The 14,650-nt window shown below is 39.1% G+C and carries 14 protein-coding genes; 8 read left to right on the top strand and 6 right to left on the bottom strand.

Translation table 11 applies throughout. The features are described 5' to 3' along the window. The first annotated feature begins 26 nt into the window (after positions 1-26). From ACWXWT_RS08835 to ACWXWT_RS08845, 3 genes are all read left to right on the top strand, one after another. The gene (locus ACWXWT_RS08835) at positions 27-383 is read left to right on the top strand and encodes a glutathione S-transferase N-terminal domain-containing protein (RefSeq protein ID WP_456041219.1); all 357 of its coding nucleotides are present in this window, start codon (positions 27-29) and stop codon (positions 381-383) included. 170 nt (positions 384-553) lie between these two features. Then, the gene (locus tag ACWXWT_RS08840; RefSeq protein WP_456041220.1) at positions 554-1,000 is read left to right on the top strand and encodes a hypothetical protein; all 447 of its coding nucleotides are present in this window, start codon (positions 554-556) and stop codon (positions 998-1,000) included. Between the two features lie 205 nt (positions 1,001-1,205). Beyond that, complete coding sequence (locus ACWXWT_RS08845; RefSeq protein WP_456041221.1) at positions 1,206-1,403, top strand: DUF2986 domain-containing protein; 198 nt, start codon at positions 1,206-1,208, stop codon at positions 1,401-1,403. Positions 1,404-1,506: 103 nt separating this feature from the next. On the opposite strand, the gene ACWXWT_RS08850 is transcribed toward ACWXWT_RS08845, so the two are convergent. Together ACWXWT_RS08850 and ACWXWT_RS08855 are read right to left on the bottom strand one after the other, a co-directional pair. Continuing rightward, complete coding sequence (locus tag ACWXWT_RS08850; RefSeq protein ID WP_456041222.1) at positions 1,507-2,997, bottom strand: MATE family efflux transporter; 1,491 nt, start codon at positions 2,995-2,997, stop codon at positions 1,507-1,509. Positions 2,998-3,047: 50 nt separating this feature from the next. Beyond that, complete coding sequence (locus ACWXWT_RS08855; RefSeq protein WP_456041223.1) at positions 3,048-3,878, bottom strand: ion transporter; 831 nt, start codon at positions 3,876-3,878, stop codon at positions 3,048-3,050. A gap of 167 nt (positions 3,879-4,045) precedes the next feature. On the opposite strand from ACWXWT_RS08855, the gene ACWXWT_RS08860 reads away from it, so the two are divergent. Together ACWXWT_RS08860 and ACWXWT_RS08865 are read left to right on the top strand one after the other, a co-directional pair. Beyond that, positions 4,046-4,546 (top strand): L,D-transpeptidase family protein, encoded by a 501-nt coding sequence (locus ACWXWT_RS08860; RefSeq protein WP_456041224.1) that lies wholly within the window; start codon positions 4,046-4,048, stop codon positions 4,544-4,546. Between the two features lie 50 nt (positions 4,547-4,596). Beyond that, a complete protein-coding gene (locus ACWXWT_RS08865; protein ID WP_456041225.1) occupies positions 4,597-5,157 on the top strand; it encodes a VOC family protein in 561 nt (186 codons plus the stop codon). A 74-nt stretch (positions 5,158-5,231) separates the two neighbouring features. Here ACWXWT_RS08865 and ACWXWT_RS08870 read toward each other — a convergent pair whose 3' ends face one another. The 4 genes from ACWXWT_RS08870 to ACWXWT_RS08885 all read right to left on the bottom strand — a co-directional run bounded on the left by ACWXWT_RS08870 (position 5,232) and on the right by ACWXWT_RS08885 (position 10,532). After that, complete coding sequence (locus ACWXWT_RS08870; RefSeq protein ID WP_456041226.1) at positions 5,232-5,687, bottom strand: GNAT family N-acetyltransferase; 456 nt, start codon at positions 5,685-5,687, stop codon at positions 5,232-5,234. Positions 5,688-6,034: 347 nt separating this feature from the next. After that, positions 6,035-7,648 (bottom strand): PepSY-associated TM helix domain-containing protein, encoded by a 1,614-nt coding sequence (locus tag ACWXWT_RS08875; RefSeq protein ID WP_456041227.1) that lies wholly within the window; start codon positions 7,646-7,648, stop codon positions 6,035-6,037. Next, on the bottom strand, positions 7,645-7,944 hold the full coding sequence (locus ACWXWT_RS08880; RefSeq protein WP_456041228.1) for a hypothetical protein: 300 nt from the start codon (positions 7,942-7,944) through the stop codon (positions 7,645-7,647). The genes ACWXWT_RS08875 and ACWXWT_RS08880 overlap by 4 nt, the downstream gene beginning before the upstream one ends. Positions 7,945-8,396: 452 nt before the next feature. Continuing rightward, entirely contained in the window at positions 8,397-10,532 is a 2,136-nt protein-coding gene (locus ACWXWT_RS08885) for a TonB-dependent siderophore receptor (protein ID WP_456041229.1), read from the bottom strand. 727 nt (positions 10,533-11,259) lie between these two features. On the opposite strand from ACWXWT_RS08885, the gene norV reads away from it, so the two are divergent. From norV to ACWXWT_RS08900, 3 genes are all read left to right on the top strand, one after another. Next, a complete protein-coding gene (gene norV, locus ACWXWT_RS08890) occupies positions 11,260-12,765 on the top strand; it encodes an anaerobic nitric oxide reductase flavorubredoxin (protein ID WP_456041230.1) in 1,506 nt (501 codons plus the stop codon). Beyond that, positions 12,762-13,907, top strand: a complete 1,146-nt coding sequence (gene norW, locus ACWXWT_RS08895; RefSeq protein WP_456041231.1) for an NADH:flavorubredoxin reductase NorW — start codon at positions 12,762-12,764, stop codon at positions 13,905-13,907. Before norV ends, norW begins: the two co-directional genes overlap by 4 nt. A 260-nt stretch (positions 13,908-14,167) precedes the next feature. Beyond that, complete coding sequence (locus ACWXWT_RS08900; protein WP_456041232.1) at positions 14,168-14,506, top strand: DUF1971 domain-containing protein; 339 nt, start codon at positions 14,168-14,170, stop codon at positions 14,504-14,506. Positions 14,507-14,650 lie beyond the last annotated feature (144 nt).

The following is a 14,650-nucleotide window of genomic DNA, read 5'->3' on the forward strand; positions in this document are numbered from 1 at the left end:
GTATCATTATAAGATTGAGGTTATCTATGTTTATTGTTCGCTGGATTTTAGGCCGAATTATTTTGTTGTTAAATTTTGTGTTTACCCCTAAAAAGCGTCAACGTCCACAAGATCAACAAGCCATTGTCGATCAACAAACTCAATCATTGGCCTTATACCAATACCAAGCTTGTCCTTTTTGTGTCAAAGTTCGTCGTGAAATGCGTCGCCAAAATTTAACCATTAACCTGGTCGATGCGAAACAAGAAGACCACAAAAGTGTATTAACGAGCCAGGGAGGCAAGTTACAAGTGCCTTGTTTACGTATAGAACAAGACGGAAACACCCAATGGTTATATGAGTCAAAAGCCATTACTAGCTACCTCAACGAACGTTTCGCATAAACAGGTAGGTTCATTTTGCCACCGCTTTTTTCAAGGCTGTGGCGAGCTTAATACTGTAAAAGTATTGTTTGTTTTCTTCCTACACCATTACCGTCTCAATCATGAGTGAATAATGGTCTTTTACAGCCGTTTTCTACTATTACGTCTTATAGAAAGTGATGAGGTTATCTGTGTCAAAAATCAGTTTAGTCATCTGCAGTATGATACTGCTAAGCGCTTGCAGTGCAAGAGACCCTGACCCAATGGAGTTTGCCGGACAATTTCGTGACTCATTTAGCACTCAAATGAAAGGTAATGGAATTAAGTTATTTGTCTATAAAGCCAAATTAGCAACAGCGCTTGATAGAAGTATTCCTGGTGTTCCAAGAGATATAAATGCTCGTCGCAGCAAGCAAGATGCCCAAAGCTACTTAGAAGCGCAACGTAATGCAGACGAACGTCTTGAACTTTGGAACAGACAAGTTGATCTTGGTCTTAAAAAAACCATTGAAATGAGTGGTTATTGTAAAGATGGCTTTATTGAGTTGAGTCGTTATGTTGAAGCTGAACGTGGTGAAATCCGCGGTGAATGCAAAGACGGTGCTACAGCTGAAGATATCGAAAAGTTCACTCTTTAATGAAACTTCATATGGATAATAAAAAGCGAATACAGGTACGAACGGATAAAACACTATATCCAACAGAGCAATTAAGCTAAAATTAGCCTCCAAATTTTCTCGTGATGCTGCCGTTGGCGCTAAGACCTGTGTTGTCACGTTTCGATAAGCTGTTTATCATTAAAAATGGTATGCTGAGTTTGTCGTTTTAAAAGTAAGAAATCAGATGAATAGAAAGCAAGAGATGATCAAAAAATTGGCAAAACGTGCCAAGGCCCGCAAAAACAAAGTCGTGCCGTCTAACCCTAGCAGCAAGCCTGTTGAACGTTATATATCTAAAGCGGAACGCGAAAAAATTGCGTTAGCCGAAGCTGCAGAACAAACTCCAACAACAGAAGCTGATACAGAAACAGATAAAGACTAACTTTTTTACAAGATGTTAGTGATAAAAAGCCCCTACCTTGGTTAACCCATATAGGGGCTTTTTAATTGCCACATTCATCACCGTATTTGTTTGGGATAAAGCGCTAACTTTTGTCACTGTTATCTTGTTGGCCAAATTGCTTACATAATGGTTCTTCATCTAATTGGGCCATTTGAGTCCGCCCCGTCATAGGAGAAGGAGCTGGCACCATATCAATATTAATCGCATCATCTTCTAACAGTTGCTGATTGACCCCCACCGGCAGCAAGCCTTGGCGACTGATCTTATTAACTAAGCGATAAGCACACATAATACCAATCACACCAAAGATAATCGCCCCGATGACCTGACCAATCAACACGCCAAACACTCCCCCCCATTGTGCGCCAAAATACACAAACGGAATCGTCCCGACGGTCGCTTTACCAACATTAAATAATGTAGAGTATTTGGCCTTGCCCAAATTATTAAATGACGCGTTAGCAATAAATAAAATCCCTGAAAATATAAAGAACACTGCAATGTACTGACAGAAAAACAAAATAAGTTCAGCAGCATCACCTTTCATATCAAAACTGCTCACGATGACATTACGTAATAAAAACAGTACAAGTGACATCAACAAGACATACGCCACACAGAATTGAATGGCTTTGGTCAAGCTCAACCTAACCCGGTCAATTTCATTAGCGCCAAAGTTTTGCCCAACAATCGGTCCAATAGCCCCCGATAAAGCAAAAATCATCCCAAACGACACAGGAATTAATCGGCCTAATACCGCCCAACCTGCCACATAACTGTCACCAAAATCGGCAATAGCACGTGTTACCACCGCATTACCAATCGGGGTTGCCACATTGGTTAACATTGCCGGTGCTGCAATTGAAAAAATAATCCCCAGATCTTGTTTAAGTTCATCAAGAGAAAAACGACCTAGCAACTTATGTTTTATTACAACACCACGGGCTGAAATGATAAACACCGCAATGCGAGCGAGTACCGAAGCCGCTGCAGCGCCTTCTATACCCATGGATAAAGCAAAGATAAATATTGGATCTAATATGGCATTTACACCGCCACCCGCTAACGTTGACATCATGGATAGTTTGGCATCCCCCACAGCACGAAGAGCTCCACCAAGCGCCATTGCCAAACAAATAAACGGTAATGATGGTACCAAAATATACAAATAGCTTTGTGCTAACTCAGCCGTGCGCCCTGTTGCTCCCACTAACGCTAGTAATTCAGGAATAAACGCAATCACGATTGCCGCCATCAACACACTGGTAATCAAGGTCACAATGGCGCTGTTTAAAAACAACCTTTTGGCTAATTTTATATTTTTCGCACCAACCGCTTTTGACACCAGTGCACCAAGAGCAATAGACAAACCAATACCAATTGAAGTGGTAAAAAAAGAAATGGTACTGGCATAACCGGCAGCAGCGGCAAGTTCGACTTCACCTAGCAGGCTTAAAAAGAATATATCGAGTAAATCGACGACAAACAGCGCCGAAATCCCAACGGCTGCAGTAGAGCTCATCACCAATATATGGCGTAAAATTGAGCCCTCAACAAATTTAGCGGCGGTCATTAGTATCCTTGTGTGTCAATCAATAGCAAACGCAACGCCAAAACCATTGCCTAGAGCTTCTCAAGCTCACTGCCACAATGATTACAATAGTCGGCATCATTATCGTGGCCTTTTTTGCCACAATTACTGCACTTTCGTAAATCGCGCGTTCTCACCATTTCGTGAGAAATTTCAGCGGTTAATATTCCAGTCGGAATGGCAATAATGGAATAACCAATCAGCATAGTTAGTGCTGCAATACCCTGCCCTAATGGTGTTTGTGGTGTAATGTCGCCATAGCCAACGGTAGTTATGGTGACAACGGTCCAATACATAGACTTAGGAATAGAGGTAAAGCCATTATTAGGGCCTTCAACCACATACATGACCACACTCAACACCATAATAATTAGGCTAACCGAAAAGAAAAACATAAACACTTTTCTACTCGATTGCACCATCGCTTTGAGTAATATATGCCCATCGCTTAAATATCGAAGCAGTTTTAGTACGCGAAACACACGAAATAGGCGCAACACTCTTAGTGCTAAGGCGACATTGGCACCGGGGAAAAATAATCCTAAATAACTCGGTAAAATAGACACTAAATCCACTAAACCAAAAAAACTCCGAGCATAGTGTAACCGATTAAGCGAACAATAGATCCTTAATATGTACTCAACGGTAAAGATTACCGTAAAGGTCCATTCACCAATACTAATGTAGTTACCATACTGAGAATTAATCGGCTCTATTGTATCGATAAAAATCAGCACGACACTCAGCACAATACACACCATAAGGCTAATATCGAAACGTTTGCCTGCCGTTGTTTCCGTCCCAAAAATCACACTTCTGAGTTGTTGCTTTAGTGGACTATCGGTTTTTGCTTCGATATTCATCTTAATATTCACTGTCTTGGGCAATAAATTGCAAATAAACTCGGTTAACTCAGTATCAATTAACCCTCGTTGTCGTTAAAATCTAACATTGACTGTCGGGTTTTAACATTCGAATTAAAGTCATTTTACAATAAAAATTAAAAAGGTCATTGGTTTACGGAGTTTTCATGCGCGCGTTGTACATTTCATTTATAGCATTAGTTTTCTGCCCTTTATTGGCAGTCGCATCTTCAAGCCAAACAACAAAGGTCGATTTAGTTGTGGTCAACAAATCCGAATCTCGCTTGTCGGTTATGCGTGACGGAAAAGTGTTAAAAAGTTATCTCATTGCCATGGGCGATGTTCCTAGTGGCCATAAACTTAAAGAAGGTGATCAACGTACTCCCCAAGGCCGATACGTATTAGATTATAAAAAATCAGATAGCGCATTTTATAAGTCGATTCATATTTCATATCCCAACGAAGAAGATAAATTACGTGCAGATGCCTTAGGGATAAGAGCTGGTGGTATGATAATGATCCACGGCGAAAACCCTCGCTCATCACTTCCTCCCAAAGAAGCCCAAAAGTACAATTGGACCAATGGTTGTATTGCTGTCACCAACAAAGAAATGGACGAGTTATGGCAAATGATTGATGCCGGTACACCAATTGAAATATGGCCATAGGCGACTCCAAACTCAACCATACCATTTTGCATTGTTTCTTGGGTTATAAAATGAATTACCAATATTTACTACAAACATGGCCAGACTTTAGCCAACGTATTACTGCATTTATACATCGATTAGGTCTAGATAGCTTATCACTGCATTGCGATCATACCGCTTTACGAGTAAACGATATCCGCACAGCACAGTTGCTAGCAGATGAATTTAGCCTACATGGCAAAATAATTTCTAATAACATGATTAATGGCAGACCCATTTTAATCATTAAACTAGTCGAGCCATTAGTTATCGGCACGATGAGAATTCAATGTGTAGAACTGCCCTTCCCATCCGACAAAGCTTATCCCGTTGAAGGCTGGGAGCATATCGAATTAGTATTTCCATCACGGGCAAAAAACTGTGATGAATTAGTCGCAGAGCTTATCGAAAAAGCCCCTCTGTTGGCAGATATAATAGCAGGTAACAGTGATATTAAGGTAAAGCAGAGTTCGCCTAAAGGCGATAATGAACGTTTAGCAAACCCAACCATTGCATTTAAAGCGAATGGCATTTGCGTTAAAGTGCATCCACACGATATTCAAGCAATCATAGCAAGTGAACAAACGTAACGGCATTCACAAAGTATCGATAGGTTTGAATTTAGCCAATCTATCTTTTTTGACTTTACACCCAACTGCCCACGCTACAGTAATCGCGTCATAAAAACACTATTAGGATCAAGCTGATAATCTGCAAACGGTCCACAATAATCAAACCCATGTCGCGCATATAAACGCCTTGCTTGATCAAAAAAGTCCATCGAACCCGTTTCCAAACTCAACTGCTGATAACCTCGAGACTGTGCGACTTCCAGAATATGCAATAACAATGCGGATGCTATACCTCGATTTCTTGCTGCTGCAGCCGTTCGCATAGACTTAATTTCACCATGGGTTGAGGTTAACTGTTTTATCGCTACACACCCAAGCACTATTTTATCTTGTTTGGCACACCAAAAAGTAATTGATGGATGTTTTAAAGCGTCAATATCTAAGGCATGAACACTGTCTGGTGGTGACGTCGCATACATGTCAGCCAAGTGCGCTTGCAATAACTCAATCACGCCAGAGTCCTGTAAATTATCAATCATAATATCCATTTACCCAAGTCTCCCTCAGAGCAATAACTGTTACGATATCGAAATAATAAACACTTAACAGCGTCAATTCAACTGCTGAAACACTAATTTTTATATTGCGGTTTAATCCGTTGTTTATATAAGGCTGTTAATTGACAACACTGAATAAAAAAGTGCCCACCATAAAATAACTTTTGTCATATTGATTCAAAAAAGTTGCTATTAGACTTCACATTATTAACAACCGCATTCAAATTTAATAATCTTGACAACTAAAGTAATAAGAATTTTTATTGGGCCTCAATTTAAAAACACGTTTTGCAAGTACATCATGCAAAAATAACACATGATGTACTTACCATTAACGATTATATTATTGTTCTATTTTTCTGACTGTCTACAACGGTTTTTAAAGGTAAAGCCCATATGCTATTTCGCTCACCATAATAAACACGTTGTTTCGTTTTAACCGCGGAATAATAAAATGCACCGGCAAAAAAAAGTGCAACAAGTTCAACTATCATATTCGATAAATATACCGGCCTCCATAAACCTAAACTCGGTACAATGAGAGAAATGATTGACGTTATTGGTATCAATAAACAAGCTATCGATAAAAAATATTGCAAGTGAATAGCACTTTTAGCGGCTCCACGAACAAAACTGTAAATTAATGCTGTAAAAAATACCACATAATAACATATCAGATATTTATTATTCACCTGCGGACTATCTAAGTACAACCATTTACTTGACAACATCGTTAATACAACCGCTAATACGGATCCCAAACACATTCCTATTGTTAGTGACGCCATAAAACGGCTAGATCGACTTTGTTGCGGTTGCTTTTTACGGCGTTTTTCTAACCATAATAAATTCCCACTGTAAAATAGAAATGCACCTAATAAGCCCAAGGTAAAGTATACCCAGCGGCCTAAATCACCAGCATACCCACCAAAATGTAAGGAAAAAAAGCTAACAACTAAGGGAGTGTAAATATCATTATCTTTTAACGGTATACTACTGTAGCCGACATCTAAGGTATAAGGATTCATATAAATGAAATCACCAGAACTCACACGCATCATTTCATGTTCGTTAATAATGGTAATACCGACAACGGGGTTGGCTGTTGATAAATCAGCAAACGCCATTGATTCGACACGATAACCATCTGTCATTTCATTTACTTTATTTAAATAAGTAGAAATAGGTGGTAGTTGCTCAATAGAGTATTCAATTGTGGGCCTTTCACCTCGTTCGAACATTGGCTCATCACCATAAACTAAGCTTAAACCACCATAGAGAACATCATGAAAAGCAAATACGATAACCGTCCAAGCAATAATTAAATGAAACGGTAAACTCACAATGCCTACTAAGTTATGACTATCCAGCCAAAAACGATTCGCACCTTTATTTTGCCGTATTGCAAAAAAACTGTTCACTAATGTTGGCAATAAAAAAATAACACCTGACACTAATGCTAAAAAATACAGTACCGATGCCGTGCCTAAAACGAGTACGCCTAGATCTTCATGTCCAACCTTGCCCGCAATACCAGCGGTACGATGAAGCATATCAATCAACTCTCCGAGATCGTTTGTTGGGTTAACTTGCGAAATTAACTCACCATCTTCAGATAACGTTGCTTGCCTCATAACATTATGCAAATGTAAACCACGACCACCACCTTGCTCGAACCATGTGAGTGGCGATAGCTGTTCATTAAAATTTACAGTAAAACCTTGCTTTGCTTTATCAAAGTTTAATGATGCTTGTAAAATTAACTTATCAAACTGATCTGTTGGTATTTGTGGTAACTGATGACTTGGAGGTGTTGCCCATTGTGTTATTTCATGCTTAAACATCGTCAGTGAACCAGCATAAAAGCCTATAAAGAGCACTAAACCAGCAATAATTCCAGTCCATGTATGGATGGATTGGTATGTACGTAGAATATCGCCGCGAACTCTCATGATAGCCACCTTAGGAAAAAGAACACGCTATAAACAATAATATTTGCTGACGCTAAGTAAATGATGGCATTCATCCCCGTTCTAAATAAATAACTGAATGTTAATACTAATAACCAAATTGGACTTATCATCCACATATTAAATTGCACTTTTACTGGGGCATCAATACCGCCATAGCCATACCATGCAAAGAGACCAACAAAGGCATAGGCCAAAGTTAAGCCAAATATTGATCCCGCTATTGTTTTTAGCCACCAATGAGGCTGAATTTTTTCATCTGCAGTGAGCCGTGCCATTAATAGCCCCTTTTCTGTTTAGTTATATGTCTATTTATACTTAACAAAGGAATACATATAAGCAGTATGGTAAGTGTAAATAACCAAATAAAGACTGCAGCACTAATAACATAGAGTTTTAACCATATTAATAATGCAACAAACCAACAAACTAATGTTCCAATACGCCAGCAGCTTGGCAAAGTTTTTTTAATTAAACCTTGATTCTTATTGCTTAAATAAATAAGCAATGTACCAACAAATGATAATATTAACGCCAAAATCGGCCACATTTTAACAAATCCTTTAAATAGATAAAAACTAACTTACTCAACTAAATAACCATGTAACAAATAAAATAAAAAATCCCATATATTTAATTACTGGTACTGATAGGCCGAGAAGTAATCAATTGACAATTCTCGACCTAATTTATTAACATTTATGCCTTAACATATAATGTTATTCCATGATTAAAAGCCCATCTTCATTTTAATAGCAAAGCTGCGAGGTTCACCAATACGCAAAGCACCATAAGCATCTCCAGCGGCCCAAAATTCCTCATCTAATAAATTATCAACCGTTCCGATAATTGTTAATGAATTATCATTGAGTGTTGTGGTATAGCTAACTCCGGCATAAAAAATATTATATGAAGGCAACTCCCAATTATTATTAGAATCTAACGTTGTCTTGCCAAAATGTTTAGCTCCTAAATTGAGGGTCAAGCCTGGTAACGTATCTACATCATAATTAGTCTGTAAACTTAACTGTTGATTAGGCGTACCAGCAACGTCATTACCTTCTACTGCGGAATTGGTCTTATCGTATTCAGCATTCAATATCATTAAATCACCATATAACGATAAGTTATCTGTGATTTCCAATGCACCACTAAATTCGAGACCCTGGTAAATGCTTAGGCCATCTTGAACTAAATAATTATCATCTGTAACAAGTGTAGCGCCCCGTTCGATTCGAAAGAGTGCAGAGGTAATAGACCAGCCATCACCTGCGGTTTTAACACCTACTTCATATTGTAAACTTTCTAATGGTGGCAACATCTCATCGGCATTAGCATAAGTCTCACCAACAAAAGAAGTCACTCCCTCAAAAGATTCAACATAGCTTACATAATAAGTCGTATTAAAATTTGGTTTATACATTAATGCAGCCGTGGGGCTTACTGCACTGTCGTCATTATAATCTTGGAATGAAGAGAAATACTCACTCGGAGTGTGTTCAATACTGTTTGACCTGATGCCTAGCAACACTTCCCATTCATCGGTTAAAGCAATAAAGTCACTTATAAATACTGACTGTTGCTTGTCAACCCATGCCATAGAGAGATCATCTTCGAGCGTAGATTGATAACGAGGGAGGTCTACAGGATCGTACAGATTATCGGTTGCATAACCCCAAGTGACTTTACGATTTGGATCATTTCGGTATGTTGTCGACTCTTGATAAGCCATACCAAATAGCAGATTATGATTAATGCTTCCAGTCTCAAACTCACCGTTGATGACACCCTGAATTTGCTTATAATTAACATCAAAATATTGATCGTACAGTGCGATATCAATGTCACCATCACTGCTTGTTAAATCTGCTAAAGTTTTCACCCAACGAGTTTCATTCTTTGAGTAGTCATACTCAAGGCGAGCACTCCAAGCTTCATTAATGTCCCAATTTAAGCTAGTAATCGCGATTAAATTTTTGTAATCATCGAAGGTCCCGTCTGCACCAATACTGCGGTTTCCACTAACGGTATCAGGCAATGGCTCACTGCTATCAAGCAGATTGTCCATTGTTGTCCAAGAGTTTTCAGTTAAACGATCACTGTAAATAAGATCGACCGTCCAAAAAAGTGAATCGGTTAATTGCGCGTCAAACGCTATTGCAGCCGTCTCGCGGTCAATTGTTCCATTATCTAAATAGGTATCCCCAGCCTCTTTTACAAGATTAACCCTAAAACCATAGTCGTCATTATTTCCCATACGCGTGCTTGCATCGACATGGGCACTAAATACACTATCGCTTCGCATACCAACATCGACGGTCAACTTATGAGCCACCGCTTTTTTTGTCTCATAATTAACTACGCCTCCTGGTGCAGCCATACCATACATAAAACCAGTTGCGCCCTTTAATAGAGTGACTTGTTCAAACGCTTCATATGGTAGTTCTCCACTAAAATTATTGATGGACATACCATTAATTTTAAAACTATTTGTATAATCTAACGGCAAACCACGAACACGTATAGTTGACCCAAAAGTACTGTAGGCACTGCCATCTACAGAAACAGAAGCTTCTCGACTAAATAAACTATCTAATGTATTAACTTGACGAATTTCCATGTCTTCTAGCGAAATAACGTCAACCGAAAAAGGGGTTTCCAACACGGTTTTATTGCCTAAGGCTCCACCATTATTTTCAGAACTAAGCTCTGTTAGCTTGTGTCCTACCACACTAATTTTTTCAATATTGCTTTTCTCTGCATCGACATTTTCAGCGGCTAACGTTGAAAAACTATTGAACGATAATGCAGAAGCGCATAAAACTGCCAATTTACATTTATTAAACTGTAAAGTATTGATTTTCATCACATGTTCCATTTTGTATTATATAAGATAACCACGCATCTAAATAAACGTTCCCTTTACTTATCAATTCCAAGGGATACAAAAACATTACGCTTAACAGTAATAATTATCAATTGCATTTACAATTAGAAAAAGCTTATTTACTGAATTGATAAATGATGAACATTGACAGAATATGGGGTTGATTTTATATCGATTTATTCTTTCAATTGATTAACGAACTTGATCAAATAATGGCAAAGATTGTTAATGCTGACCCTCTTAGGTCATTCCTTTGTTATCCGAATGATTGATTTCGTTTTGCTAATCCAACAAAACATTTTCAAAAAACATAGGATGATATATCAACTTTTGATTTGCTTAACTAGTAAAGTTCGGCACTTTCAAGCGGACTAGATTGGTAAGCCTTAAAACAATAGACACTTCATAGCGTTATTCTTAGTCCAAAGTTTGGTTTACTAAATAATTGAAAGATAACCGTAGGCTAGGCCTACATTTATATAATCTGCGCGTTTAATGACACTAGTTCGTTAATTGTCATTTATACAATTAATTGTCATTTTAACAGCTTAACAGCAGTGTCTAAATGACATGATTATTTTACAAAAAATCTAATTAAACTTATTTATCAAAGACTTAACTTATTGGCACGCCACCTGCAACAACTAAGTTAACTTTTGAAACTTTATCTTCGAACTTTAACTTTTAATTTATTACAGGTGTACATATGACAATTCACATTAAAAATAACATCGATTGGGTTGGACAACGTGACTGGGAAATATTGGACTTCCATGGTACTGAATATAAAACCACTAAAGGGACAAGTTACAATAGTTACCTTATCCGTGAACAAAAAAATGTCTTAATTGATACTGTTGACCATCGTTTCAGTCTGCAATTTATTCAAAACCTTGAGATGGAAATTGCTCTAGATAAAATTGATTATATTGTCATTAACCATGCAGAAGAAGATCACTCCGGTGCGTTAGCAGCTTTGATGGCTAAAATCCCTAATACCCCTATTTATTGTACTGAAAATGCTATCGACTCCATCACAGGTTTACATCACCATACTGAGTGGAATTTTAATATAGTCAAAACTGGCGATACCTTAGATATAGGTAACGGTAAGCAGTTAGTGTTCATTGAAACTCCTATGCTGCACTGGCCTGACAGTATGATGACCTATTTAACTGAAGATGCTGTGTTGTTCAGTAATGATGCGTTCGGGCAGCATTATTGCGATGAGCATTTGTTTAATGACGAAGTTGATCAAATTGAATTGATGGATCAGTGTTTACGCTATTATTCCAACATTTTAACCCCGTTTAGCTCACTGGTTACCGCTAAAATTAACGAGGTGCTGAGTTTTAACCTGCCCGTTGACATGATTGCCACCGCACATGGCGTAGTGTGGCGCGATAACCCAACCCAAATCATTCATCAGTATCTGCAATGGGCGGATAACTATCAAGAAGACAGAATCACCATTTTTTATGATTCAATGTCTAATAACACCCGCATGATGGCCGATGCTATTGCGCAAGGGATCCACGATGTTGACCCTGTGGTATCCGTTAAAGTATTTAATGTGGCTCGCCATGATAAAAACGATATCTTAGCTAACGTGTTCCGCTCGAAGGGTATTTTGGTGGGTTCATCGACGATGAATAATGTCATGATGCCAAAAGTCGCAGGAATGCTAGAAGAGATCACAGGCCTGCGCTTTAAAGATAAAAAAGCCGGCGCATTTGGAAGTTATGGTTGGAACGGTGGCGCAGTAGACCGTATTCACACCCGTTTTACGGATGCTGGATTTGAAACCATTGTCGGCTTGAAAGCAAAATGGCGCCCTGATGGTAAAGCGATGCGTGAATGTCGTGAGCATGGCCGTCAGATAGCCAAAAGCTGGGCATGGCATGATTTGAGTAATGTAAAATCCATTTCACCTGCGTCGCTAGCTAAGAGCGCTCAAGCGAGTGTAACCGCTAAGCCAGCTCCAACGTCACAGGAAACAAAACCTGCATGCGCAACCGCTACAGCAATTGATGATTCACAAAATATGCTCTGTACTGTGTGTAATTGGGTTTATGAACCAATACTAGGTGAACCAAATCAAGATGTTGAACCAGGCACTCCGTGGTGCAAAGTCCCAGACTTTTTCCTTTGCCCTGATTGTGGACTTGGTAAAGAAGTGTTTGTTCCTATTGCTGCAAGGAAAGTATCATGAATGCACCCATCATCATTATTGGTAGCGGCTTTGGTTCATATCAGTTAATCAAAACCATTAGACGTACAGATCAGCATATACCGATAACTGTATTTACCCTTGACGAGGGCCACGATTATAATAAGCCTGATTTAAGCCATGTATTTAGTAATCAACAAAGCAGTGCGGATTTAATCCGCCTCAGTGCGCAAGAGTTTGCCAGCGAGAATAATATTACCCTGCATGCTTTTACCCAAGTTGACTGCATTGATAGTGAACAACAAGCGGTTTTTGTTAATGGTGTCGCCTACCCTTATGCACAACTGGTATTGGCTACAGGCGCAAAAACATTTGTCCCGCCTATGCTTGGCAATGCAACTGACAGAGTTATCACTTTAAACAGTCTGCGCGAGTTTGATAGTGCACAGCAGCAGCTACAAAATGCGCAACGGGTTTTGGTTATTGGCGCAGGTATTATTGGTACTGAAATAGCGATGGATCTTAACCGTAGCGGTAAAAACGTGGTAGCGGTAGATCCCAGTAGCGGCTTAATGGCTAATATGTTGCCCGATTTAGTCGCCAGTGTTTTACAAAAGAAGATGGCCGATACCGGCGTTGTATTTGAGTTTGGTCAAACCATTAGCTCACTAAACAAAACCGAATCAGGTATTTGTGCCACACTCAATTCGGGCAAAACACATACAGTTGATTGTGTCATTTCTGCTGCAGGGTTAAAGGCTAATGTTGGTTTAGCACGTAAATCTGGCTTTAAAATCAACAACGGCCTAGTTGTTAATCAGCAACTGCAAACCTCAGTGAACAATGTTTATGCCTTAGGGGATTGTGCGGAGATAAACGGTAAGGTGATGTCGTATCTGCAGCCGATTATGTTAAGTGCTAATGCGTTAGCGAAAACCTTATTAGGCCAACCGACAGAACTGAAACTTCCGGCGATGTTAGTTAAGGTAAAAACGCCACAAATGCCTATCCAATTAGGCGGTAATACCGTCAAAGATGTTGCCTCTTGGCAGGTGGATATTGATGCTCTGGGTTGTTCAGTAAAAGCCTACAACGACCAAAAACAGATTATCGGTTTTGTAGTAACAGAAGGACACATGAACAATACCTTCCCGCTACTCAGAGCCTTACCAGCAAGTCTTTAGTATTTTATCGAGTAGGCTGTACTCATAAAGCCTACTCATCAATCAACTTAACCTGAATTGGGGATAAGGGATGAACTTATGCTATTTAAAATCAGCATGTTAACCAAGCTCACTTTCAAGCTTGTCATTTGTTATGCTAACAAGGCGAATTGACGCGTCAATAGCTAGCCTATTGTAAGTCGATTCAACGCAGTTAGCAGGGCAAAGGACTGTTTGAAAGGCGTTTATTATCCCGAGTTAAGGTTATTTAGGAGAGCACTATGTCTCATCAACGTATTCCAGCAAACTGGACAATTCAACGTTCTACACCCTTTTTTACCACTAAAAGTGTGCCTGATGCGCTACTCACTCACCACAATACCGCCGAAGGTGTATTTGGCCAATTATGTGTGATGGAAGGGGTAGTCACTTATTATGGCTTTGCCGACAGCGATGCAACAGAGCCAGAAGTGAAAGTTGTAATTAACGCAGGCCAGTTTGCTACGAGCCCACCAGAGTACTGGCACCGTATTGAATTAAGCCCAGATGCCCAATTCAACATTAATTTCTGGTCTGATAAACATAAAACTGGCCAAACAATGTTTAACAAGAAGTCATAGCATTCAATTATACCAACCCCATTAAATATCTGGTCAGTTCAGAGTCTCTCAGGTTTTTCAATTCAAGGCACATTGATGTAGAAATGGTTGTTCCCTTTTAAATCGATGTAACACAGAAGTGGAATACCTGAGAGACTCCATTCT

The organism is Shewanella sp. A22, assembly GCF_053850585.1.